Annotated in this window: 25 protein-coding genes and 1 pseudogene; 13 read left to right on the top strand and 13 right to left on the bottom strand. The window is 74.3% G+C overall.

What is annotated here, in order from left to right:
- Positions 1 to 63: 63 nt before the first annotated feature.
- Positions 64 to 1,155 carry a branched-chain amino acid aminotransferase gene (locus tag WCD74_RS14900; RefSeq protein ID WP_337695639.1) on the bottom strand — a complete coding sequence of 364 codons (1,092 nt, stop codon included), beginning with the start codon at positions 1,153 to 1,155 and terminating at the stop codon, positions 64 to 66.
- Between the two features lie 64 nt (positions 1,156 to 1,219).
- Between WCD74_RS14900 and WCD74_RS14905 the strand changes: the two genes are divergently transcribed.
- The 5 genes from WCD74_RS14905 to WCD74_RS14925 all read left to right on the top strand — a co-directional run bounded on the left by WCD74_RS14905 (position 1,220) and on the right by WCD74_RS14925 (position 4,206).
- Positions 1,220 to 1,780 carry an RNA polymerase sigma factor gene (locus WCD74_RS14905; protein WP_337695640.1) on the top strand — a complete coding sequence of 187 codons (561 nt, stop codon included), beginning with the start codon at positions 1,220 to 1,222 and terminating at the stop codon, positions 1,778 to 1,780.
- The gene (locus WCD74_RS14910; RefSeq protein WP_337695641.1) at positions 1,777 to 2,355 is read left to right on the top strand and encodes an Asp23/Gls24 family envelope stress response protein; all 579 of its coding nucleotides are present in this window, start codon (positions 1,777 to 1,779) and stop codon (positions 2,353 to 2,355) included. Before WCD74_RS14905 ends, WCD74_RS14910 begins: the two co-directional genes overlap by 4 nt.
- Positions 2,356 to 2,441: 86 nt before the next feature.
- Positions 2,442 to 3,173: a pirin family protein gene (locus tag WCD74_RS14915; RefSeq protein ID WP_337695642.1), complete on the top strand. Its 732-nt coding sequence runs from the start codon at positions 2,442 to 2,444 to the stop codon at positions 3,171 to 3,173.
- A complete protein-coding gene (locus tag WCD74_RS14920) occupies positions 3,173 to 3,742 on the top strand; it encodes a VOC family protein (protein ID WP_337695643.1) in 570 nt (189 codons plus the stop codon). The genes WCD74_RS14915 and WCD74_RS14920 overlap by 1 nt, the downstream gene beginning before the upstream one ends.
- 2 nt (positions 3,743 to 3,744) lie before the next feature.
- The gene (locus tag WCD74_RS14925) at positions 3,745 to 4,206 is read left to right on the top strand and encodes a MarR family winged helix-turn-helix transcriptional regulator (protein WP_337695644.1); all 462 of its coding nucleotides are present in this window, start codon (positions 3,745 to 3,747) and stop codon (positions 4,204 to 4,206) included.
- Between the two features lies 1 nt (position 4,207).
- Here the strand turns inward: WCD74_RS14925 and WCD74_RS14930 are convergent, their stop codons facing one another.
- Positions 4,208 to 4,666, bottom strand: a complete 459-nt coding sequence (locus tag WCD74_RS14930; protein ID WP_337695645.1) for a L,D-transpeptidase — start codon at positions 4,664 to 4,666, stop codon at positions 4,208 to 4,210.
- 85 nt (positions 4,667 to 4,751) lie between these two features.
- Complete coding sequence (locus WCD74_RS14935; RefSeq protein ID WP_337695646.1) at positions 4,752 to 5,075, bottom strand: hypothetical protein; 324 nt, start codon at positions 5,073 to 5,075, stop codon at positions 4,752 to 4,754.
- A 405-nt stretch (positions 5,076 to 5,480) separates the two neighbouring features.
- Here WCD74_RS14935 and WCD74_RS14940 point away from each other — a divergent pair, with 405 nt between their 5' ends.
- Positions 5,481 to 5,981, top strand: a complete 501-nt coding sequence (locus WCD74_RS14940) for a GNAT family N-acetyltransferase (protein ID WP_337695647.1) — start codon at positions 5,481 to 5,483, stop codon at positions 5,979 to 5,981.
- On the opposite strand, the gene WCD74_RS14945 is transcribed toward WCD74_RS14940, so the two are convergent.
- Both WCD74_RS14945 and WCD74_RS14950 read right to left on the bottom strand, forming a co-directional pair.
- Positions 5,978 to 7,114, bottom strand: a complete 1,137-nt coding sequence (locus tag WCD74_RS14945) for an acyl-CoA dehydrogenase family protein (protein WP_337695648.1) — start codon at positions 7,112 to 7,114, stop codon at positions 5,978 to 5,980. The genes WCD74_RS14940 and WCD74_RS14945 overlap by 4 nt on opposite strands.
- A 77-nt stretch (positions 7,115 to 7,191) precedes the next feature.
- Entirely contained in the window at positions 7,192 to 8,754 is a 1,563-nt protein-coding gene (locus WCD74_RS14950) for an aldehyde dehydrogenase family protein (RefSeq protein WP_337695649.1), read from the bottom strand.
- 108 nt (positions 8,755 to 8,862) lie between these two features.
- Here WCD74_RS14950 and WCD74_RS14955 point away from each other — a divergent pair, with 108 nt between their 5' ends.
- The 3 genes from WCD74_RS14955 (at position 8,863) to WCD74_RS14965 (ending at position 12,836) form a co-directional block, all read left to right on the top strand.
- Entirely contained in the window at positions 8,863 to 9,468 is a 606-nt protein-coding gene (locus WCD74_RS14955) for a TetR/AcrR family transcriptional regulator (protein WP_337695650.1), read from the top strand.
- Between the two features lie 147 nt (positions 9,469 to 9,615).
- Positions 9,616 to 10,314 carry a vitamin K epoxide reductase family protein gene (locus WCD74_RS14960; RefSeq protein WP_337695651.1) on the top strand — a complete coding sequence of 233 codons (699 nt, stop codon included), beginning with the start codon at positions 9,616 to 9,618 and terminating at the stop codon, positions 10,312 to 10,314.
- A gap of 128 nt (positions 10,315 to 10,442) precedes the next feature.
- Positions 10,443 to 12,836: a heavy metal translocating P-type ATPase gene (locus tag WCD74_RS14965; RefSeq protein WP_337695652.1), complete on the top strand. Its 2,394-nt coding sequence runs from the start codon at positions 10,443 to 10,445 to the stop codon at positions 12,834 to 12,836.
- A 45-nt stretch (positions 12,837 to 12,881) separates the two neighbouring features.
- On the opposite strand, the gene WCD74_RS14970 is transcribed toward WCD74_RS14965, so the two are convergent.
- Positions 12,882 to 13,628 (bottom strand): DsbA family protein, encoded by a 747-nt coding sequence (locus WCD74_RS14970; RefSeq protein WP_337695653.1) that lies wholly within the window; start codon positions 13,626 to 13,628, stop codon positions 12,882 to 12,884.
- A 79-nt stretch (positions 13,629 to 13,707) separates the two neighbouring features.
- Positions 13,708 to 15,618, bottom strand: coding sequence for a cytochrome c oxidase assembly protein (locus WCD74_RS14975; protein ID WP_337695654.1), 1,911 nt, complete (start codon positions 15,616 to 15,618; stop codon positions 13,708 to 13,710).
- Between the two features lie 144 nt (positions 15,619 to 15,762).
- Between WCD74_RS14975 and WCD74_RS14980 the strand changes: the two genes are divergently transcribed.
- Positions 15,763 to 16,440, top strand: a complete 678-nt coding sequence (locus WCD74_RS14980) for a DUF5134 domain-containing protein (RefSeq protein WP_337695655.1) — start codon at positions 15,763 to 15,765, stop codon at positions 16,438 to 16,440.
- Positions 16,441 to 16,509: 69 nt separating this feature from the next.
- Here the strand turns inward: WCD74_RS14980 and WCD74_RS14985 are convergent, their stop codons facing one another.
- Positions 16,510 to 17,226: a DUF2306 domain-containing protein gene (locus tag WCD74_RS14985; protein WP_337695656.1), complete on the bottom strand. Its 717-nt coding sequence runs from the start codon at positions 17,224 to 17,226 to the stop codon at positions 16,510 to 16,512.
- 53 nt (positions 17,227 to 17,279) lie between these two features.
- Here WCD74_RS14985 and WCD74_RS14990 point away from each other — a divergent pair, with 53 nt between their 5' ends.
- A complete protein-coding gene (locus WCD74_RS14990; RefSeq protein WP_337695657.1) occupies positions 17,280 to 17,933 on the top strand; it encodes a TetR/AcrR family transcriptional regulator in 654 nt (217 codons plus the stop codon).
- A 62-nt stretch (positions 17,934 to 17,995) separates the two neighbouring features.
- On the opposite strand, the gene WCD74_RS14995 is transcribed toward WCD74_RS14990, so the two are convergent.
- Genes WCD74_RS14995 through WCD74_RS15005 form a run of 3 tightly spaced genes read right to left on the bottom strand, consistent with a single transcriptional unit; the run spans position 17,996 to position 19,747 of the window.
- Positions 17,996 to 18,205: a hypothetical protein gene (locus WCD74_RS14995; RefSeq protein ID WP_337695658.1), complete on the bottom strand. Its 210-nt coding sequence runs from the start codon at positions 18,203 to 18,205 to the stop codon at positions 17,996 to 17,998.
- Positions 18,206 to 18,244: 39 nt separating this feature from the next.
- On the bottom strand, positions 18,245 to 18,565 hold the full coding sequence (locus WCD74_RS15000; protein ID WP_337695659.1) for a DUF6247 family protein: 321 nt from the start codon (positions 18,563 to 18,565) through the stop codon (positions 18,245 to 18,247).
- 51 nt (positions 18,566 to 18,616) lie between these two features.
- Complete coding sequence (locus tag WCD74_RS15005; RefSeq protein ID WP_337695660.1) at positions 18,617 to 19,747, bottom strand: helix-turn-helix transcriptional regulator; 1,131 nt, start codon at positions 19,745 to 19,747, stop codon at positions 18,617 to 18,619.
- A 113-nt stretch (positions 19,748 to 19,860) separates the two neighbouring features.
- On the opposite strand from WCD74_RS15005, the gene WCD74_RS15010 reads away from it, so the two are divergent.
- Together WCD74_RS15010 and WCD74_RS15015 are read left to right on the top strand one after the other, a co-directional pair.
- Positions 19,861 to 20,013 carry a hypothetical protein gene (locus WCD74_RS15010; RefSeq protein ID WP_337695661.1) on the top strand — a complete coding sequence of 51 codons (153 nt, stop codon included), beginning with the start codon at positions 19,861 to 19,863 and terminating at the stop codon, positions 20,011 to 20,013.
- A gap of 64 nt (positions 20,014 to 20,077) precedes the next feature.
- Positions 20,078 to 21,268 (top strand): FAD-binding oxidoreductase, encoded by a 1,191-nt coding sequence (locus WCD74_RS15015; protein WP_337695662.1) that lies wholly within the window; start codon positions 20,078 to 20,080, stop codon positions 21,266 to 21,268.
- On the opposite strand, the gene WCD74_RS15020 is transcribed toward WCD74_RS15015, so the two are convergent.
- Together WCD74_RS15020 and WCD74_RS15025 are read right to left on the bottom strand one after the other, a co-directional pair.
- Positions 21,256 to 21,756 (bottom strand): Rossmann-fold NAD(P)-binding domain-containing protein, encoded by a 501-nt coding sequence (locus WCD74_RS15020; RefSeq protein WP_337695663.1) that lies wholly within the window; start codon positions 21,754 to 21,756, stop codon positions 21,256 to 21,258. The two genes, WCD74_RS15015 and WCD74_RS15020, sit on opposite strands and share 13 nt — an antisense overlap.
- A gap of 71 nt (positions 21,757 to 21,827) precedes the next feature.
- Positions 21,828 to 21,893, bottom strand: a pseudogene (locus tag WCD74_RS15025) (hypothetical protein); the annotation flags it as partial.
- Positions 21,894 to 21,924: the final 31 nt, after the last annotated feature.

Below are 21,924 nucleotides of genomic sequence, written 5' to 3' on the forward strand. Positions count from 1 at the left end.
GCCGTTCCGCCGCGAATCGTTACGTCAGGTGGCGTCACCCGATCGGCTGTTCGGCCCAGCGCCTCACACCGGCACCCGCCAGCCCCGCGGGTCCGGCACCCGCCCGAACTGGACGTCCAGCAGCTCCGCGTGCAGCGCGCGGGTGTGCGGGCCCGGCGTGCCGTCGCCCACCGCGAAGTCCCCCGCGGTGGACCGGAAGGCGACGATCGGGCTGATGACCGCGGCCGTGCCGGTCGCGAAGACCTCGGTGATCGAGCCGTCCGCGCACCCGGCCCGCAGCTCCTCCACCGAGATGGGCCGCTCCACCGGCGTCAGCCCGTGCCCGGCCGCCAGCTCGAGCACGCTGCGGCGCGTGACGCCGTCGAGGATCGTGCCCAGCGGTGGCGTGGCGAGCTCGCCGTCCGCGGTCACGACGAGGACGTTCATGGTCCCGGACTCCTCGAGCCACCGGTGCTCGCGGGCGTCGAGGAACAGCACCTGGTCGCAGTCGTGGGAGCGGGCCAGCGTCTGGGCGGCGAGCCCCGCCGCGTAGTTGCCGCCGCACTTCGCGTCGCCGGTCCCGCCCTGGGCCGCCCGGGAGAGCTCGTCGGAGATCCACAGGGTCACGCCGGCCTCGCGCCCGGCGAACAGCGGGCCCGCGGGCGACGCGGCGACCAGGAAGCGCGCCTCCTCGGCCGGCCGGACGCCGAGGAAGGCCTCCGTCGCGACGGTGAACGGGCGCAGGTAGAGCGAGGCCGGGGGCTCCGGCACCCACGCCTCGTCGGCCCGGACGAGGGCGGACACCGCCGCGACGAACGCCTCGGGCGGCAGCTCCGGCAGGGCCAGCCGACGGGCGGAGCGGGCGAAGCGCGCGGCGTTGAGGTCCGGGCGGAAGAGCGCGACGCTCCCGTCCGGCTGCCGGTAGGCCTTGAGGCCCTCGAAGACCTCCTGCGCGTAGTGCAGCACGGCGGCAGCGGGGTGCAGGGTCAGCGGCTCGGCCGCCCGCACGGCGGTGTCGTGCCACCCGCGGCCGGCGGTCCACGTCGCGGTGGCGACGTGGTCGGTGAACACGCGGCCGAACCCGGGGTCGGCGAGCAGCCCGTCCCGCTGGGCGGCGGGGGTGGGGTCGGGGGAGGGCACGTGCGGGAAGTCGACCCGGGCGGCGGAGGTGGTCACCCCGGCACGGTGACACCCGGGGGCGCGCGGATGCCAGGGCCACGTCGGGGGTAGTGGCAGGGACGTGACCGGCACCGACGTCGAGCGCGACCGCGACGCGCAGATCGACCGGTGGCTCGTCGGCCGCGCCCGGGACGGGGATCCGGCGGCCTACGAGGAGCTGATCCGTCGGCACCGCGACCGCATCTACCGCATCGCCCTGCGCATCACCGGCGACACGGCGGACGCGGACGACGTGACCCAGGAGGTCGTCATCCAGCTCTGGACGGCGCTCGCCGGGTTCGCCGGGACCTCCGCGTTCACCACGTGGCTCTACCGCGTCGTGGTGAACCGCAGTCTCGACCACCGTCGTCGGCACCGGCCGCAGCCCGAGCCGCGCGAGGCGGACCTGGCGCCGGTCGCCGGGCCGGAGCGGTCCGTGGTGGCTGGGGAGGCCGTGCGCGCGGGCCTGGCCGCGATCGCGCGGCTGCCCGAGAACCAGCGGGTCCCGCTCGTGCTGTGCCAGATCGAGGGCCTGTCCTACGCCCAGGCGGCCGCGATCACCAAGACCTCCGAGGCGACCGTGCGCGGGCGCCTCGCCCGCGCCCGCGCGACCCTGCTCGCCGAGATGAGGAGCTGGACATGACCGAGACCCTCGCGTGCGGCCGCCCGACCGCGCCGCTCGTCGAGCAGGTCGCCGAGGGCCGCGGCCAGATGCTGGACGAGCACCAGGCCCGCTGCCCGCACTGCCGGGCGGCGCTCGGGGAGATCGAGCGGTTGTGGGAGCCCGTGCGGGCGGTGGCGGCCGAGCGTCCGCAGGCACCGCGGTCGCTGGTGGAGTCCGCCCTGCGCTCCGTGCGGTCCTCGCGCGACGACGTCGAGTACGGGCGCATCGAGACCCCGCAGGGCCACACCCGGGTGGCCGCGCGGGTGGTGGTCGCGCTCGCGCGCCACCTCGCGGCGCAGGTGCCGGGGGTGGAGGTGGCGCTCGGCCGGCTGGCCGCCGAGGGGCACCGCCCGGGCGGGGAGCTGGTGCCCGACGTCGAGGCCGGGGTCGCGGGCGGATCCACCGCCGTGCAGGTGACGCTGGCCGCGGCCTACGGGCAGGATCTCCAGGCTCTCGGCGAGCGCATCCGGACGGTGGTCGCCCGCGGGGTGCGCGAGGCGACCGGGCTGGAGCCGGTCGACGTGACGGTGCACGTCGACGACGTCTTCGACTGACCCGACCGGGTCGCCGCGGGTGACAGCCGCCACGATCGCGGGCACGATGGGTGAAAGCTCAACGAGCCCCGGGGAGGTGGACGGCGGTGGTCACCGTCGACGTGCGGCGCGCCGACGCGCGCGGCGCGCTGGAGAGCGCGCCCGGCGTGACGTCGCTCCACTCGTTCTCCTTCGGCGCGCACCTCGATCCGGGCAACACCCACCACGGCCTGCTGCTCGCCCACCACGAGGACCGCATCGCCCCCGGCGCCGGGTACGACGACCACCCGCACCGTGACACCGAGATCGTGACCTGGGTGCTCGACGGGACGCTGGCCCACGACGACGACGCCGGACGCTCCGCCCGCGTCGTTCCGGGCACGGTCCAGCGCCTGTCCGCGGGCCGCGGCGTGACCCACCGCGAGCGCAACGCCTCCGACGACGAGCCGCTGCACCTGGTGCAGATGTGGCTGGTCCCGGACGAGGCGGGCGTCGACCCGGTGCACGAGACCGTGGACGTGTCCGCGGCGCTGCGCGGCGGCGGGCTGGTCCCGGCCGCCGGGCGGGGCGCCGCGGTCGGCCTCGGCATCGCCGACGCCGTCCTGCACGTGGCGCGGCCCCCCGCCGGGCACCGGCTGGACCTGCCGGCCGCGCCGTACCTGCACGTCTTCGTCGCGCGCGGGGAGGTCGAGCTCGACGGGCACGACCTGGCCGCCGGCGACGCCGCCCGCGTCGTCGAGGCCCCGGCGACGATCGCGCTGTCCCTGGACGCACACACCGACGCCGAGGTCCTGGTGTGGGAGATGCACTCCGACCTCGCCCCCACCGGAGGAGACTGATGACCACCGCCGAATCGCAGACCCCCGAGCCGACCCGCGACGAGTACACCCGTGAGGACAAGGCGTCGCTGATCACCGCCGAGCAGCGCCGCGAGCTCGAGGAGATCCGCGACCGGGTCCGCGCCGAGTTCCTGTTCTCCAAGGAGAACCGGCCGAAGAGCTACGGCCAGGGCGTGCACCACGTCGCCCTGATCTGCGCGGACGTGCGGCGGACCACGGAGTGGTACCAGAACGTCGCCGGGTTCCCGGTCACGGTGCTGTTCGAGAACCGCGACCTGGCCGGGTCCACGCACTTCTTCTTCGACGTCGGGAACGGCAACCACCTGGCGTTCTTCGACCTGCCGGGCGTCGAGCCGGGGCCGTACCAGGAGGTGCTCGGCGGGCTGCACCACCTGTGCCTGTCGGTGTCCGAGGAGCACTGGCACGAGATCAAGGGCCGGCTCGACGAGCGCGGGATCGAGTACATGCTCGAGTCCGGGACGTCGATCTACACCTTCGACCCCGACGGGGCGCGCATCGAGTTCATCCACGACCCGCTCGGCCGGATGTACGGGCACGACACCATGTAGGGGTGCGACCCACCGACCCCGAGGAACGCGCCGCCATCGTGCGGGCCCTGCAACGGCTCACCGCCTCGGCCCGGCACCTCTCCGACGCGTTCGCCGCGCGTCAGGGACTGCACCCGACCGACCTCGAGGGCCTGCTGCACGTGATGCAGGCCGAGGCCCAGGGTGCACCCCTGACGGCGGGTGGTCTGGGGGAGGCGCTCGCGCTGACCTCCGGGTCGGTCACCGGGGTGGTCGACCGGCTGGTCGCCGCGGGCCACGTGACCCGCCGTCGTGACGACGCCGACCGGCGCCGCGTCCTGCTCGTGCACGCGCCGGAGGCGCGGTCGGTCGCCGAGGACTTCTTCTCGCCCATCGCGCGGCTCTCCGACGCGGTCATGGACACCTTCGACGACGCCGAGCTCTCGACGGTGCGCCGCTACCTCGAGGCGATGACGGAGGCGGTCACCGCGGCTCGCCGCACGTGACTCACGGGACGATCTGCACCCGGTCGCCGGGCTGCAGCGTGTCGAAGAAGCGCTGCGAGGCGCCCCGGTTGAGGTGGATGCAGCCGTTGGACGCGACGGCCGGGCTGCCGGCGTGGAAGGCGTACCCCGGCTTGAAGAAGACCGAGTTGGGCATCGGCGCGTCGAAGGCCTGGCTCCAGTAGTTCTTGACCTTCTTCTGCACGGTGAAGGTGCCCGTCGGCGTGGCGGCGCCGGACTTCCCGCCGCGTGCGGCGAAGGGCCCCGCCACGACGCGCCCGGCGCCGTCGGTGAGCCACGCCTGCCGGGCCGAGAGGTCCATGCAGGCCTTCGCGGTCGGTGCGCACGGGGTGCCCGACGGCGCCGCCTGCGCCGCGCCGGTGCCCAGGCCCGCCGTCGCGACGAGGGCCGCGGCGACGACCCCGAGGCGGGTCAGGAGGCGACGACGGTTCTTCTCGGCCACGACGATCAGCTCCCCGGTGTGGACGCGCGCGTGCCGGGAGGACTTCCCGCACGGTCCGCTCGGGGAGCGGGCAGTGATCGAATCGTTAGGCGATCGCGTGGCGGCCGCGAGGTCCGGGCGCGGGCAGGTGGTGGCGGACGACGGTGACCCCGACGTCGTCGAGATCGCCCTGGTCGAGGTCCTGGCGGCGGCGCTCGGCGTCGATCAGGGCGGTGGGGCCGTCGAAGGGCCCGTACGAGTCGAGCGCGCCGGTCGCCGGGTCGGCGACGAGGACCACGTACGCGTCGCAGGAGTCCAGACGGTCCTCGAGCGCCTCCTGGTCGGCGAGCACGTCCTCGACGAGGTCCTGCACGTCGCGGGTCACGGTGTGCCGGGTGTCGGCGGCACGGTCGGGCGCGCGGTCGTCCACGGTGGAGCCTCTCCCTCGGTCTCGTGGACGCCGACCGACCCCGACATCGTCCGGCATCCTGATGAACGCCGCGGAGGCTAGTAGGAACCGGCAGTACCGCCGAGGGCCGGAGAGGGGATCACGGATCGGACACGGCGGTGTGTCGACACGTTTCGTGTCCGGTGCCGCTGGATCGGGTGACCCCCATCCCTGCTTCCGGGGCACGATGGTCCGGACCAGTGCCGGGTGCGCCGGGCGTCGGCACCGTCCGTGCAGCCTGAACCGGTGAGGTTCAGGTCACACGCCGGTGATCGCGCCGTTGTGTACTACCTGCAACTTATGGTGACCCGACGTAGTGAAACGTGTCCTGGACGCCGGGGGAAAAGCACTGGTGGTCCGCTGCGGACCGGGCGCACGCTCCTCGGCATGACCGACGTCGCCCACCCTCCCGTCACGCTGCGGGCCCTCGACCCCGCCGACGGGTCCGACGTCGCCGCCGTGGTGGCGGCGGCCGTCGAGGGCGCCCTGCCTGCCGAGGTCATGCCGCTGGACGCGGACTCCCCGGACCCGGAGGAGTGGACGCTGCTGCGGGAACGGGCCTACGCCCGCTTCCTGCGGTCCCGGCCGGCGGCGGAGACGTCGTACCTGGTCGTCGAGGGATGCGCCGTGGTGGGCCTGGCCCGGCTGCACCACGACGCCGCGGGCGCGGAGACCGGGGTGTGGCTCGCCCGGACGGCGCGCGGACGGGGTGTCGGCAGCGCGGTGCTGGGTCTGCTCGTGGAACGCGCGGCCGCCCACGGCGCCGACCGGCTCGTGGCCGACACGACGGCGGACAACGCCGCGGCCCTCGCCGCCCTGCGGCGCCACGGGGCGGCACTGCAGGGGGACCGCGCCGTCTCCGCCGTCGTGGAGCTCCCGCGGCCTTAGAGACCCAGCGTCTTCCCGATGATGTCGCGCTGGATCTCGCTGGTCCCGCCGTAGACGGTCGAGACCACCGAGAGGCGCAGCAGGCGCTCCATGCCGTACTCGGTGGCGTAGCCGTAGCCGCCGAGCATCTGCATGCCCTCCAGCGAGAGGTGCTTCGCCAGCTCGGTCGCCTTGAGCTTGGCCATCGACGCCTCCTTCGGGAAGAGCGCCGTCGGGTTCGCGTCGATCGTGGCCGCGGTGTCGTGGACCAGCAGCTTCGTGGCCGCCAGCTCGGTGGCGTTGTCGGCGATGCGGTGGCGCAGGGCCTGGAAGCTCCCGACCGGCCGCCCGAACTGCTCGCGCTCCTTCACGTAGGCGAGCGTGTCGTCGAACGCGCGGCGTGCCAGCCCGAGCATCAGCCCGGCCAGGATCATCCGCTCCAGGTTCAGCCCGGCCATCAGCTGGCGCCAACCCTGGCCCTCGGTGCCCACGACGGCGTCGGCGGGCAGGTGGCAGTTCGTGAAGTAGAGGTCGTTGACCTCCTTGCCGCCCATCGTCTCGATCCCGCGGATCTCGAGGCCGTCGACGTCGGTAGGGACCACGAACATCGTCAGGCCGTCGTGCTTGCCGCCCTCGGTCGAGGTGCGCGCGACGAGCAGGATGTGCGAGGCGATGTGGGCGTTGGAGCACCACGTCTTCTGGCCCTCGACCAGCCAGCCGTCCTCGGTCTTCGTGGCCTTGCACGTCAGGCCGCCGACGTCGGAGCCCGCGCCCGGCTCGGACATCGAGATCGCCAGCACGTCGCCCCGGGCGGTGCCGCCGAGCAGCGTGCGCTTCTGCTCCTCGGAGCCGAACTTCTGGATCGCGGCCGCGGTGATGATCGTCGTGCCGAAGCCGCCGATCGGCAGCCGGTGGTAGCTCGTCTCCTCGAGGAAGACGAGCAGATCCTTCATCGACCCGTCCGCGCCGCCGTACTCCTCGGGCAGCGAGATGCCGAGCCAGCCCAGGTCCGCGATCTTCCGGTAGACCTCCTCGGAGTGCGGGCCCTCGACGGTGAGGCGGTCCAGCGCGGCCTTGTCCGGCACCTCGCGCCGGGCGAACTCGCCGATCGCCTCGGCGAAGGCGGTCTGCTCCTCGGTGAGCGTGACGGGCATGAGGGGTCCTTCCCGACGGCGGGTGCTTCACGGTCGATCCTGACTGTTTCTGCGCCCGCCGTCGAGACCCTCTTCCCTCAGACCTCCGGGTAGCGCTGGTAGCCGGGGAAGTTGCCGAACAGCGACTCGCCCTCCGGCCCGACCGTCACCGCGTGCACCAGCAGCTCGCCCCCGACGAACGCGCCCTTCCACGACGCACCCCGGCCCCCGAACGGCTCGTCCTTGTCCCCGCGGCTGCGGAGCTTGTTGATGCCGACCTTGAACGCCTGCACCTGCTCGGCCATGCGGGCCGCCGCGTCGGTGTCGTCGCACGCGATGGAGGCGACGAGGGCGCCGTTGGAGGCGTTCATCTGGGCGAGCAGCTCGGCCTCGGTGTCCACCACCGTGATCGAGTCGATCGGCCCGAACGGCTCCTCGTGCATCAGCCGGGACGCGCCCGGCGGGGCCAGCAGGGTCACCGGCCCGTGGTAGGCCGAGGTGTCCTGGTCGGGGAGGAACTCGCCGCCCTCGAGGCCACCCCGGTAGAGCGGGATCGCGCCGTGGCGCAGGGCCTCGTTGACCGAGTCGTCGAGCTCCTTGGCCTTCGCGGCGGAGATGAGCGGCCCGAAGTCGAGGCCCGGGAGCTCGCCGTCGGTGCTCGCGAGCGGGTGCCCGTACCGGATGCCCTGGACCACGGGGAGGTACGTGGCGAGGAACGCGTCGACGAGCTCGCGCTGCACCACGAAGCGCGGGTAGGCGGTGCAGCGCTGCTTGGCGTACTCGAAGCCCTTCTTCAGCAGGCCGGCGAGCGTGTCCCAGTCCGAGAACTCCCAGACGCCGAAGGTGTTCAGCCCTTCCTGCTCGAGCATGTGGCGCTTGCCGGTGTCGGCGAGCTGCGCGGCGACCTTGCCGCCGTTGGAGCGGCCGCCGACGAAGGCCAGCGCCCCGATCTCCGGGGAGCGGATCAACGCGTCCGACAACGACGAGCCGTCCCCGGAGAGCAGCGTGACCGGCAGGCCCTCGCGGACCATCAGCGCGTGCGCCAGCGTCAGGCACACCGCGCCGCCCTGGGTGGGCGTCTTCGCGACGACGGCGTTGCCCGCGAGCAGCTGCACGAGCTCGGCGTGCACCAGCACGCTCATCGGGTAGTTCCAGCTGGCGATGTTGCTGACCGGCCCCTCGAGCGGGACGCGGTTCGCGGGGCGCCCGTCGGTGTCGCGGCCGAGCATCCCCTCGATCTGCTCGACGTACCAGCGCCCGCCCTCCAGGCACCGGTCGACGTCGGCGCACGCGGCCTTCCACGGCTTGCCGATCTCCCAGGCGAGCAGCAGGGCGAGGTCGTCGCGGACCCCCTCCATCGCGTCGATCGCCGCGGTCACCCGGCGGCGGCGCTCGTCGAGGTCGACCGAGCCCCACTCGCGGTGGGCGCGGGCGGACCGGCGGACGGCGTCCTGGGCGGTCCCCGGGTCGACCTTGAGCATCGTGCCGAGGGTGGTGCCGTCGACCGGGGTGGTCTGGGTGGCGGCGGTGCCGACCGCCCGCCACTCGCCGTCGATCAGGTTCGCCGGGCCGTCCTCGGCGAACGCCTCCGGCGCCGCCGCCCGGGCCCGCTCGCGCACCGCCGCCCAGCGCACGTGCTCGGGGACCGTCAGTTCCGTCATCTCGGATCCTCTCGTCGACCGCGCACCATGGTGACCATGGTCACCGGCTGATCGGAACCGTCCGGGCGGCCCGTTCGGACGGACCGATCGGTCCGATACCATGGGTTCATGCCTCGCACGCCCGCGCCGGGCACCCGGGACCGCATCCTCGGGGTCGCCTCGCGGCTGTTCTACGCCCACGGCGTCCGGGCGGTCGGGATGAGCCGCATCATCAGCGAGGCCGGCACCGGCAAGAACCTGCTCTACCAGCACTTCCCGACGAAGGCCGACCTCGTCGCGGCCTACCTGGACCAGGCGGCCGGGCGGCGGGCCGACGCGGCGCAGCGGGCCCTCGACGCCGCGGGGGAGGACCCGGCGGACCGGATCGTCGCGCTCGTGGCCGAGGTCGGCCGGGTCGTCGACCGGCCGGGCTTCCGCGGCTGCGCCTTCCGCAACTACCTCGCCGAGTTCCCGGACGGCGCCGAGGGCGAGGACGCGGCGCCGACCGCCGTCGCCCGGGAGTACCTCGCCCGGAGCCGGCGCCGGATCGAGGACCTGGTGGGCGAGCTGGACCGGGCGGACCCGGAGCGCCTCACCGAGCGGCTGTGGCTGCTCGTCGACGGGCTGTACGTGCAGGCCACCTACCGCGAGGCGGCGGACCGGCACCTCGGGGTGGCGGCGGCGGTCGGGCTGGCGCGGGAGCTGGTGGCGGGGTCAGCGATGGTCCGTTCCTGACGTCAGATGTCAGGACGGCGCCACTCGCACACGGCGGGGTGGCATCGGCACCACCGGTCGGCGGACACGTCAGGATGGTGGTGGGAACCGCCACGACCCGCCGGACGACCGGACCGTCGGCGACGCGCGACGGTGGAGGAGACGAGCATGGCCCAGCACGGCAGACACAGCGGGAGCACCGCGACGGTGGACCCGACCGCGGGCCCGACGGCACCGCTGGCGAGTGCGGATCCGGTGGGCCCCGACGTCGACCTCGCCCCCGAGGAGGCCGTCGGACCGGTGCGCGGGGTCGGCTGGGTGCTGCTGGTCGGCGGGCTGGTGGGCGCGGTCGTGTCGATCGTGCTGCTGGTCGAGAAGCTCGACCTGCTGGCGAACCCCGACTACATCCCGAGCTGCTCGATCGACCCGGTGCTGTCCTGCGGGACGATCATGAAGACCTGGCAGGCGGCGCTGCTCGGCTTCCCGAACCCGGTGATCGGGCTGGTGACGTTCCCGCTCGTCGCGGCGTCAGGCGCGCTCGTGCTGTCCCGGGTGGAGCTGCCGCGCTGGTACTGGTGGTCGTTGCAGATCGGCTCGCTCGCGGGCGTCGCGTTCGTGCACTGGCTGATCGCGCAGTCGCTGCTCGTGATCCACGCGCTGTGCCCGTACTGCATGGTGGCGTGGGTCGCCGTCGTCGCGATCTTCTGGTTCACGACGATGCACAACCTGCGCGCGGGCAACCTCGGCGGCGAGCCGAGCGCGGTCCGGCGCCACGGGTGGGGGCTCGCCGCCTGGTACGCGGTGATCGTGGTCGCGATCGTCGCGAGCTTCCCGGCCTACTTCGGCGCCATGGTGGGCCTCGGCTGAGAGTCGCTGGGCCGACCGGACCAGTCGGACGACCGCTCGTCGTCGGGCCGCCTCCGGTGGTCGGCCCGGACCGAAGCGGGGACTCAGGGACCGGCGTCCGCGGACGACGGGCTGTCTAACTTCCCCGCGTGACCGTCACCGAGGCGCCCGTCGTCACCGAGCTCGCCGTCACCGGGATGACCTGCGGGGCCTGCGTGTCCCGCATCGAGCGCCGGCTCGGCAAGCTCTCCGGGGTCGAGGCCCAGGTGAACCTGGCGACCGGCCGGGCCCGCGTGACGCACTCCGGCGAGCCGGACCTGTTGGTGCGCACCGTCGAGAAGCTGGGCTTCGGGGCGTCGGTGGTGGGCGCCGCGGTCCCGAGCGAGGGGCCCCTCCGCTCAATAGACCCGCCGAAGGGCGCCCCTCGCCATGCGGCACCGGCAGCCGCCGACCCGACCGAAGGAGCCCTCCGCTCGATAGACCCGACCGACGGGACCCTTCGCTCGGACCAGGACGACGCGACCACTCCCGCCGAGCCGGCCGCCGACCCCGAGCTCACCGACCTCAAGCAACGCGCCCTCGTCTGCCTGGCCCTGTCGATCCCGGTGATCGCCGTGGCGATGAACTACTCCTGGCAGTTCCGGTACTGGCAGTGGTTCTCGCTCGTGCTGGCCGCGCCGGTCGTGGTCTGGGGCGGGTGGCGCTTCCACCGGGCGGCCGCGAAGCACCTGAGGCACGGGTCGCTGACGATGGACACGCTCGTCTCGGTGGGCGTGCTCGCCGCGTTCGGGTGGTCGGTGTGGACGCTGTTCCTGGGCGACGCCGGGCTCGGGGGTGTCCGGCACCGCATCTCGATCATCCCCGGCCCGGACCCGTTCGGCGGCACGCGGACGATCTACCTGGAGACGGCGGTCGCGATCGTCACCGCGGTGCTCATCGGGCGCTGGATCGAGCTGCGTGGGCGGCGGAAGGCCATGGCCGACGGCGGCGCGGGGGCCGGTGAGCACGCGACCGACGAGGCGACGCTGCTGGTGGGGGAGCGGGCACTCCGGGTGCCGGTGGGCACGGTCGAGGTGGGCGACCACGTCGCGGTCCTCGCCGGGCAGACCGTGCCGGTCGACGGGGTCGTGGAGCACGGCGCCGCGACCCTCGACGTGGCAGCGATGACCGGCGAGTCCGTGCCGGTCGACGCCGGCCCGGGCACGCGGGTCCTGGCCGGCACCGTGATCGCGTCCGGGCGGGTCGCGGTCCGCGCGACGGTGGTCGGCGACGAGACCCAGTGGGCGAAGCTCACGCGCCGGGTGCAGGACGCCCAGCTCGGCAAGGCCTCCGTGCAGCGGCTGGCGGACCGCATCGCCGGGCGCTTCGTGCCGGTCGTCCTGGTGCTCGCGCTCTACACGTTCGGCTTCTGGTGGTTCGCCGACGCCGACGCCGGGTTCGCGATCGCCGCGACCATGGCCGTCCTCGTCGTCGCCTGCCCGTGCGCGCTCGGCCTCGCGACCCCGACGGCCCTCGCGGTCGCCGCCGGTCGCGGCCGCCGGCTCGGCATCCTGCTGCGCGGCCCGCAGGTCCTCGAGACCAGCCGCCGGATCGACACCGTCGTGCTCGACAAGACCGGCACCGTCACCACCGGCCGCATGGCCATGCGCGAGCTCGTCACGACGGCGGGGGTCGACGCCTCCCAGGTCTGGCGCCGCGTCGCGGCGCTGGAGGCCGACGTCGACCACCCCGTCGCCCGGGCCCTCGTCGAAGCGGCCGCCGGGACCACCGCCGCGCCGCACACCGACCTCGAGGTGCTCGACGGTCTCGGGGTCCGCGGCACGGTCGACGGCACGCCCGCCGTGATCGGGCGCCGTCGGCTGGTCGCCGAGCACCTCCCCGCCGACCTCGACGCGGCCTTCACCCGGGCCGAGTCCGAGGGTGCGACCGCCGTCGTGCTCGCCTGGGCCGACACCGCGGACGGCCCGCTCCTCCCGCGCGCCGTGCTCGTCGTCGGCGACACCGTCCGCGGGACCTCCGCCGAGGCGGTCGTCCGCATGCGGGCCATGAAGCTCCGGCCGGTGCTGCTCACCGGCGACAACCCGGAGGCCGCCCGGGCGGTGGCCCGCGAGGTCGGGATCGACGAGAGCGACGTCGTCGCCGAGGTCCTGCCCACCGAGAAGGCCGACGTGATCGACCGGCTGCGGGCCGAGGGCCGGGTCGTCGCGATGGTCGGCGACGGGGTCAACGACGCCGCCGCCCTCGCCCGCGCCGACCTCGGCCTCGCGATGGGCACCGGCTCCGCGCTGGCCGTCGACGCGGGTGACCTGACGCTGGTCGGCGACGACCTCCGCGCCGTGACCGACGCCCTGCGCCTGGCCCGCCGGACGCTCTCGACGATCCGCGGGAACCTGTTCTGGGCCTTCGTCTACAACGTCGCCGCGATCCCGCTCGCCGTGTTCGGCCTGCTCAACCCGATGATCGCCGGCGCGGCGATGGGACTGTCGAGCATCTTCGTCGTCGGGAACAGCCTGCGCCTGCGGAGGTGGGCTCCGCCCAGGTGAGCACTTGTCCGTGCCAGGACACGGGGAAGTGCGCACCTGACGACGTCACACCGCGGGCGCGATCCGGTCCAGGCGGGTATCGCCGGGCTGCAGCATCGTCCCGTCCACCACCAGCGCCGGGGTGCCGAAGCTGCCGGTCTGCTGGTGGCGCAGCTTCGGGTCCTTCGCGGCGCGGGCGAGGTTGTCCGCGAGCGCGCCGTCGTGCCTGCCGCTGCGCACGCACTCGGAGAACGCCGGGCCGGCCCCGAGGCGCTGCCCCAGGTCGACGATCTGGTCGGCGGTGTAGCCGGAACCGCCCTCCTCGGGCTGCGCGGTGTAGAGGCTGACGTGCAGGTCCGGGAAGATCCCGTTCTCGGCCCCGCACAGCAGCGCGTTCCCGGCCAGCGTCGAGTACCCGACCGGCTGCGAGCGCTGGTCGAGCATGTTCACGAGGTGGTAGCGCACCCGCAGCTTGCCGTCCGCGACGACCTTCGCGATCCGCGCGCCGCCCTTGGCCTCGAACTGCTGGCAGGCCGGGCAGAGGGCGTCCTCGTAGACGTCGAGCGTGTTCTTCGCGGAACGCCCCGCGACGACGACGGACCCGTCGACCTCCGTCGGGAACTGCGACCCCGCCCGCGTGATCGGGATCGAGCCCGCCGGGGTCGCCGGGTCCGCCGAGCCGCTCGAACCGGTCCGCTGGGTGAGCACCACCCCGCCGATCACCACGGCCAGCACCGCCACCACGACGATCCCGACGATCATCGGCACCCGCGACCCCTGACGCGTCGCCCCGGACTCCACACGCCTGCCCATGCCCGACCCGACGGCCCGTCGGATCGCTCTCTGGACCCTTTCCCGACGGCGGGTCCGACGCGCGGTCGGGCGGGTGCGGTCAGCGGCGACCGCGGGCCAGGTCGGCCAGCATCGCGTTGTAGGCCGTGAGCTCGGCGTCGCCGTCCCGGTCGGCGCGGCGGTCGTGCCGCTCGCCCTCGACGCGGTCGTGCCGCGACCACTGCACCAGCAACGCGATGATCACGACGACGAGCGGGACCTCCCCGGCCGCCCACGCGATCCCGCCGCCGAGCGACTGGTCGCGCAGCAGGTCCGGCACCCACGGCAGGGCGAGGTCGGCGAAGAAGCGCTCGCCGATCACCGTGTCCGCGCCGAGCAGGGCCACCCCGAAGAACGCGTGGAACGGCATCGACGCCAGCAGCAGCGCCAGCCGCGCCACGTGCGGGAGCGGCCGCGGCGAGCGGTCGACGCCGATGATCGGCCAGAAGAACAGGTAGCCGGTGGCGATGAAGTGCAGGTTCATCAGCTGGTGCGCCCAGTGGTACGGCAACGCGGCGCCGAAGATCGGCGAGAAGTACAGCGCGTAGAACGAGCCGACGAAGATCACCAGCGAGACGACGGGGTGCGTCAGGAACCGGGACACCGGCGACGCGATCAGCGAGAGCAGCCAGTCCCGCGGCCCCGGCGGGTCCTCGCCGGCCGGCAGCGCGCGCAGGGCGAGGGTCACCGGGCCCCCGAGCACCAGCAGGATCGGGACCAGCATCGAGAGCAGCATGTGGCTGCCCATGTGCACGCTGAACATCGCCATCGAGTACTCGCCGAACCCGCTCGTGGTGGTCCACAGCAGCAGAGCACACCCGCCGACCCAGGCGGCGGTCCGCCCGGGCGGCCACGCATCGCCGCGGCGCCGCAGCCGCAGCACGCCCGCCACGTACACGCCGGCGAGGGTGAGGGCGAGGACGTCGAACAGCACGCTGACCCGCCCGGGCGCGAGGATCCCGAGCAGGGTCGGCGGCCCCGGCAGCTCGAACCCGAGCAGCGTCTCCTGGGTGCTGGCCGGCCGGAGCAGGCCGGGCGGGAGTCCGGCCGCGAGCAGGGCGGACACGACGGTGCCGGCCGCGAGCAGACCCGCCGTCACGGTCGGGCGGCGCGGGGCGAGGGTCGCGACGAGGCCCGCGGCGAGCACCAGCACGAGCTGGAGGACGGCGAGCAGGCCGTAGAGCGTGGTCCAGCCGTCGCGCACGAGGTACGCCGCCACGACGGCGAGCCCCGCGAACGCCACCGGCCCGCACAGGAGCCCGACCCGGCGGGCCCGGCGGGCGACGACCTCCGCGGACGGCCGCCCCGCCCGCCGGTGCGCGCCAGCCGTGGCGGTGACGCCGAGCCAGGCCGCGAGCGCGAGGGCGGCGAGCACGGCGGCGTCGGTCGCGATGTCGTGCCCGGCGCCGGTGCTCGCGACCGGGCCGGTGGCCACCGGCGCCACGACCGCGAGCGCGGCCGGCGCCAGCGCGCCGACCGCGGTGCGCCACGAGAACGTCGCCCGGCACATCACGGCGACGACGGCGGCCGCCACGGCGGCGACGAGCAGGCCCGCGGGCTCCTCCAGGGCACCGAGCGAGGCCAGGAAGGCGTCCGGCATCGTCAGGACGCGGATGTCGCCCCCGGTCCCGACGACCACCGTGAGCGCGACGAGCACGGACGCCGCCACCGCCCACACCGCCGCCGCGAGCCCCGCCCGGCGCACCGCGACGTAGCCGTCGGCCGAGAGCTTCGCCCCCTCGCGCCGTCCCGGGACCACCCCGACCGCCGCGACGAGCCCGCCGAGCGTGAACCCCGCCGCGAGGCCGGCGACCACCCGCAGCAGCGGGGTCGCGAGCCGCAGCCCCTCACCCGGCGTCGAGACCCCGAAGGCGCGGAAGGGGGCGTCGCCGACGCCGCGCACGGTGAGCACCACGGCGAGCACGGCGAGGACGGCGGCCGTACCCGCCGTCAGGAAGCGACGCGCCACCACCGGTGACCTCCTCGTACGACAGCGTGTCGTACCAGTGTCCCCCAGCCCGCGGGGGGTTCACAGCGCGGCACCGGTTCCGCGAAGCTGAGAGCACCTGAGCGCCCCGTACGGTCTCCCCGGGAGACGAGCCGCAGGGAGGACACCGTGGTGGAGGGCTGGCCGGGCGTCGCGATCGCGACGGTCTTCGTCCTGACGACGGGACTGTGCGCGCTCTCGCTGGCCGCGCACGGCACGCGGCGCAGCACGCGGCTGGCCCTCGCCGAGGCGAACCACGTGGTGATGGGCGTGGCGATGGTCCTGATGGTCGCCCCGGCGACCGCGGACCTGGTCGTCCCCGGCGTCGGCGTGCTCGTCTTCGGGATCGCGGCCGTGGGGTGGCTCGGGGTGCTGCTGACCTCGCGGCTGCTCGGCGACACCCTCGGGTCGATCGTCGGGTGCGACCGGTGCACCGGGCACCCGGTGCACCTGGCGGCGCTCGACGCCGCGATGGTCGTGATGTACCTGGCGATGGTGCCGACGTCGTCCGGCCAGATGGGTCAGATGGACCACGGGATGCCGGGCATGCACCACGCTGCGCCGGCGCCGGGGATCAGCGGGGTGCAGTGGGTCGCCGCGGCGCTCGCGCTGTACCTGGTCGGGCACGCGATCGTGACGGCGGTCGTGCTCGCGCGTCGTCCGCGGGTCGAGGAGGCCCCGGCAGCCGAGGGGTCCGTCGCCACCCTCGTCCGTCCGGTCCGGGTGCTCGCGCACGGGCGGGTGCAGCTGATCGGCCAGGCCGGCATGGGGCTGGCGATGGCCGCGATGCTGCTCCTCGGGGTCTGACGACCCCGACAGGTACGCGAGAACCGATTCCGGTGGAATCGGTTCTCGGGCGAGGAGGCGAGGGTCGCGCTACCCGGCGTGAGCGCTGGTCTGCGGAGCGTGACGGCGCCGGAGCGGGAACCACTCGGCCACGAGCAGGTTGACGATCCAGCTGGACCAGACCGAGGCGCCCGCTGCCGCCATGATCGTGGGTTGGTCGAGGGTGAGGCCGGCCGCGGCGAAGAGGCCCAGGTAGAGGCCGATCCAGGCGCGGTTGACGACGATCGAGAACGTCAGCGCGACGCTGCGGATCATCCAGGCCCGGTGGTCGGCGAAGCGTCGCTCCCGGACGGCTCTCCAGCCGGCCACGGCGGTGCCGAACCACAGCAGGGCGAGCATCGTGTTCCCGACCGCCGAGATCGGGCCCGTCGTGCTGACCGGGGCGACGCCGAGCACGACGATGCTGCCCGGCGGGACGCCCAGGACCAGGTAGATCCGGCCCGACCAGCGGTGGACCCGCGGATGCGTCCGCCGCAGCCAGGGCCAGATCTGCAGGCACGCCGTCAGCAGGGCGACCGTGCCGAACACGATGTGCGCCCACAGCAGCGGGTAGTGCAGTGGGTAGTCGGCGCGCGGGACCACACGGGACTGCGCCGGGTCGACCGACAGGTACGGCGGCAGGGAGAACGCCAGGAACGCGACACAGACGACGGCGAACACGACGAGCCCGATGGTGACCCGGCGCGGATCACGGCGGGCTTCCCGGCGATGGCTCGGGGCGGGCGGGGGAGACAGTGTGGTGGTCACGTGCGTAAGCCTTACGCATGTCGCGTAGGGCTGTCTACGGGTAACCTGCGGCCATGGAGGTCGACACGCTCTGGGCCCCGCCCGCTGCTGCACGGCGGGGGCGTCCCGCACTGACCCGGGACGGGATCGTCGAGGCCGCCGTCGACGTGGCCGACGCCGACGGGATCGACGCGGTCTCGATGCCTCGGCTGGCCCGGACCCTCGGCGCGGCACCGATGTCGCTCTACCGGCACGTGCCGCACAAGGACGCCCTGCTCGCGCTGATGGTCGACACCGCGATCGGCCCGCCGCCCGACCTGGCCGGTGCGGATCGCCGGGAGGGCTTCGCCCGATGGGCCCGCGCCAACCGGACGGTGTTCCGGGCGCACCCGTGGACCCTGCCGCTGGTCACCGGGTCGCTCCGGATGGGGCCGGCCGAGTGCGGCTGGGGCGAGGCGTTCCTCGCGCACGCGGCGGCGCACGGTCTCGGGCCGCGCGACTCCATGGTCGTCCTGACGGCGGTCAACGCCTACGTCCGCGGGGCCTCGACCCCGATCGGCGACCGCGCACCGTCTGCCACCGATATCGAGGCGTCCGGCCGGGCTGACGACTACCCGCACCTGCTGGACCAACTACGGGGCGGCAACGGCGCCGGACCCGGGGACGACGTCATGTTCGAGGCGGGCCTGGAGGTCGTCCTTCGAGGGTGCGAGTCGACCGGCGAGTGATCTCTCGGCGCGACGGCGTCGCGCGCCGAGGCCAGGCCCGCGCGTCTCCTTCCGCCCCGGACTCAGAGCCAGATGAGCTGGAGCAGCGAGACCAGGCGGTCCCGATCGATCACGCCGTAGACGACCTGGGCGCGGCCTCGGTCGCCGAACGCGACGCGCCGCAGGCCTGCCGGGTTCGTGGGTACCAGGGGCGCACCGACCGACCACGGAGCGACCTCGAGAGCGACGCGGAGCTCGGCGAGGCTCGCGAGCAGCTCACGGGGGAGTTTCACGACGACGTCCCCGACCGCGCTGTCGTCGACGAGATACACCTACATGCCGGCCTTGGCGAGGGTCGTCTCCCATGCCTCGTCCTCGGGCGACGGCTCTCCGGTGGCGATCTCGGCGGCCCGGCGCATGGTGCGCCGGAAGCCGACGGGGTCGGTCTGCAGGACTGCGATCTGTCGCCAACGCTCGACCTCCTCGTGGAGGCCCTCGAGGTCGAGGTCGACGCGAGCGCGATCGAGTGCCGCTTCGTAGTCGCGGACGAAGCGGCGACGCAGTTCAGGGGAGAGCCATTCACCGATGGTGCGGGGCGACGCGCCCTGGAGAAGGGGGTGCGACTCCGCGGTGTGGCTCGGCGCAGCGCTCATGACGAGACGGTAGCGCGCGGCTCCGACGCCGTGGCCCGGTTCCGCCCGTTGCTAGGAGGCCGCGAACCAGCCCGACGGCGCCAGGTCCGCGCCGCCGGCCATCTGCGGCAGGTAGTGGTCGGTGAACACCTGCGCGATGAGTTCCCGGCGGCTCCGCACGCCGACCTTGGCGAACACCCGCTTGAGGTGGTCCTGCACGGTGTAGGCCGACAGGTGCAGCGAGCGGGCGATGTCGGCGGTGTCGACGCCCTGCAGTACCTGGGACACCACGTCGCGCTCCCGCTCGGTGAGCCCGTACGAGGCGACCACGAGCGGGATGATCTCCGGGGGGCGCGCGTCGTCGATCGTCACGACGACGTCCGGCGCCCCGCCGTCCCGGCCCAGCAGCGGCGACGCGTGTGCGACCACCCAGCCACCGCTCGCGGTCCGCATCCGCGCGCGGGGCGTCGCCGAGCCCGGCGTCACGCTCGCACGGCGGGCCGCGGCGACCAGGGCGTTGACGATCTGGGGGAGCGGGGCCGCGCCGAGGTCGGCGCAGCCCAGGTCGGCGAGCCGCTCCGCCGCGCCGAGATTGGCCTGGGCGACCTCGCCGGCCGCGTCCACGACCAGCACCGCCGGCCCGGAGGCCCGCACCCGGCCGTCGTCGCCGACCGCCGCCGCGATGAGCCCGCTGCGCACCCCGCGCGCCAGGCTCTCGGCGACCGACCCGACGAACGCCTGCTCGGCGGCGGAGAACGTCCGGCCGCCGCCGTGGAACAGGGCGAGTGCACCCCAGGCGACCCCGTCGACGCGCAGGGTGACACGCAGCTCGTCGGAGAAGTCCCAGACCGGGGAGAACAGCTCCTCGTAGCGCCGGGACCGCACGAGGTCGCCACCGGTGGCGTCGTGCAGCGTCACCACCCCGGCGCCGGCGCTCCACAGGGTGCGGAAGTCGTAGACGTCCTCGACCTCGTACTCGTGGAACGACCACTCGCCGTCGTGGTCGTCGTCCAGGCCGCCGCTCTTGAGGCTCGCGGTGACGATGTGGGTGCTCGGGTCGACGGACCCGAAGCAGCTCGCCGCGAACGGCATGGCGCGGTGCAGCGTCTCCATCGCGGTGTGGCCGAACGTCTGCCAGTCCAGGCCCGCGACCGCGAGGGCGTCGAGCTGCCCGCGGACCCGCTCGGGGCTCACCGCCGTCATGTGACACACCGTAGCTTCTGATGAGGCATTCGAGGTATCCCAGATTTCTGGGATGCGGATCTCCCAGGGCGCTGGGATGGGCGCCGCAGGAAGCGTGGAGCAGGCTTTTCCTCGTGCCGATCACCGATCCCGGCCGTACCGCGCTGGTCACCCGCCGTGATCAGGCCCGGCCGACCTCGACGACCACGACGCCCTCGAAGGAGACCCACCATGTCCGCCGCATCTCCCGCCACGACCGCATCCCCCGCGACCCTTTCGCCTTCTGACCCGGCCTACGACGCCGCGGTCGCCCCGTTCAACACCGCGCACCGACCACGTCCCGCTCTGGTCGTGGAGGCCCGCGGTCCCGACGACGTCGTGGCCGCGCTCCGCCGTGCCCGCGCGGAGGGGCTCCCGGTCACCGTCCAGGCCACCGGACACGGCCTCGCCACCGACCTCGCCGGCTCGCTGCTGATCTCCACCCGCCACCTCGACGACGTGCACGTCGACCCGGAACGCCGGGTCGCGACCGTCGGCGGCGGCGCCACGTGGGCCCAGGTCATCGCCGCCGCCACCCCGCACGGCCTCGCCCCGATCTGCGGCTCGTCGTCGGGAGTGGGGGTCGCGGGCTTCCTGCTCGGCGGCGGCCACGGTCCGCTCTCCCGCGAGTACGGCGTCGGCTCGGACCACCTGCTGCGCGCCCGCCTCGTCAGCGGGGCCGGCGAGCTGGTCGACACCGACGACGACCCGGACCTGCTCGCCGCGCTGCGTGGCGGCAAGGCCGGCTTCGGGACCGTCGTCGAGATGGAGGTGGCGCTGCACCCGATCACGCGGTTCTACGGCGGCGGGCTCTTCCTGCCCGGCGAGGCCGCGCCCACCGTCCTGCCCGCCTGGCGGGACTGGGTGGCGACCCTGCCCGAGCACGCGTCCAGCTCGGTCGCGTTGCTGCGCCTGCCCCCGGACCCGGCGCTCCCGCCCTTCCTCCAGGGGCGCTTCGTGGTACACGTGCGTTTCACGACGACGGCGGGTGGCGACGACGGGGCGGCGCTGTTCGCTCCGATGCGCGAGCTGGGCGTGGAGCCGATCGCGGACCTCGTCACCGAGATGCCGTTCGCCGCGATCGACGCGGTGCACGCCGACCCGACCGACCCGATGCCGACGTGGGACGGCTCCGCCCTGCTCGGCGAACTGCCCGACGCGGCGATCGAGGCTCTGCTCGCAGTGGCCGGGCCCGGGGTGGAGACGCCGCTGATCATGGCGGAGCTCCGCGCCTTCGGCGGGGCGATCACGCGGGCCCCGACGCTGGACTCGGTCGCGGGTCGGCAGGCGCCGTTCGGGCTCTACGCCCTCGCGCCGATGGTGCCGCCGCTGGCCGGGGTCTCACCCGTCGTCGTGAAGGGCGTGACCGACGCGGTCGCCCCGTGGGCGGTCGGCGCCCTGCCGAACTTCCTCGGGGCCGCGCACGGCGGCGTCCTGCCCGCCCTGTGGGACGACGCGACGGCGACCCGGCTGGAGGAGGTGCGCAGGACCTACGGGGCCTGACCGAGGAGGGTGCGCACCGCCGGGTCGACGGCCTCGGCCTCGCCCCGGCGGTAGTGCGCGTAGTCCTCGACCAGCCCGTCGAGCTGCCACGGCGGGAGGACCCCGCCGAGGGCGTCACGGAAGGCGTCCTCTCCCAGGTCGACGAACCGGGCGCCGGCCGCGGCCGCCATCTCGGCGTGGGTGACCGCGGCCGGCCCGGTCAACGTGTAGGTCGCGCCGGCGTGCCCCTCCTCGGTGAGCACGACGGCGGCCACCGCTGCGATGTCGCGGACGTCGACGACGCTCACCCGGGCGTCGCCGATCGGGGCGCCGAGCACGCCGTCGTGCAGCGCGCCGAGCACGGCCTGGGTGAACAGGTTCGGGCGCAGCACGGTGACCTCCAGCGGCAGCGTGGCCACGTGCGCCTCGACCTCGGCGTGCCAGCGCAGGAACCGCACCGGGGAGTCCGTGCGGGCGCCGAGCTGGGAGAGCAGGACCAGCCGGCGCACGCCCGCGGCGACGGCGAGATCGGCGCACCGGTGGGGCGGCGGGTCATCGCCCGCACGTCCACCCCGCGGGCGCGCAGCTCCGGCACGAGCTCCGCCCCGATCATCCCCGTCGCCGCCGTCACGAGCACCGTCGTCATCCCGACCACCTTCGCATCAGAGAGCGCTGCT

Source organism: Actinomycetospora aurantiaca, from assembly GCF_037401875.1.
Taxonomy (GTDB): Bacteria; Actinomycetota; Actinomycetes; order Mycobacteriales; family Pseudonocardiaceae; genus Actinomycetospora; species Actinomycetospora aurantiaca.

What these genes read in the sequence shown, in the direction of transcription:
- WCD74_RS14910 (WP_337695641.1), top strand. Translation starts at nt 1,777, where the DNA reads ATGACCGAGACCCTCGCGTGCGGCCGCCCGACCGCGCCGCTCGTCGAG.
- WCD74_RS14920 (WP_337695643.1), top strand. Translation starts at nt 3,173, where the DNA reads ATGACCACCGCCGAATCGCAGACCCCCGAGCCGACCCGCGACGAGTAC.
- WCD74_RS14940 (WP_337695647.1), top strand. Translation starts at nt 5,481, where the DNA reads ATGACCGACGTCGCCCACCCTCCCGTCACGCTGCGGGCCCTCGACCCC.
- WCD74_RS14945 (WP_337695648.1), bottom strand. Translation starts at nt 7,114, where the DNA reads ATGCCCGTCACGCTCACCGAGGAGCAGACCGCCTTCGCCGAGGCGATC.
- WCD74_RS14950 (WP_337695649.1), bottom strand. Translation starts at nt 8,754, where the DNA reads ATGACGGAACTGACGGTCCCCGAGCACGTGCGCTGGGCGGCGGTGCGC.
- WCD74_RS14955 (WP_337695650.1), top strand. Translation starts at nt 8,863, where the DNA reads ATGCCTCGCACGCCCGCGCCGGGCACCCGGGACCGCATCCTCGGGGTC.
- WCD74_RS14960 (WP_337695651.1), top strand. Translation starts at nt 9,616, where the DNA reads ATGGCCCAGCACGGCAGACACAGCGGGAGCACCGCGACGGTGGACCCG.
- WCD74_RS14970 (WP_337695653.1), bottom strand. Translation starts at nt 13,628, where the DNA reads ATGGGCAGGCGTGTGGAGTCCGGGGCGACGCGTCAGGGGTCGCGGGTG.
- WCD74_RS14990 (WP_337695657.1), top strand. Translation starts at nt 17,280, where the DNA reads ATGGAGGTCGACACGCTCTGGGCCCCGCCCGCTGCTGCACGGCGGGGG.
- WCD74_RS15000 (WP_337695659.1), bottom strand. Translation starts at nt 18,565, where the DNA reads ATGAGCGCTGCGCCGAGCCACACCGCGGAGTCGCACCCCCTTCTCCAG.
- WCD74_RS15005 (WP_337695660.1), bottom strand. Translation starts at nt 19,747, where the DNA reads ATGACGGCGGTGAGCCCCGAGCGGGTCCGCGGGCAGCTCGACGCCCTC.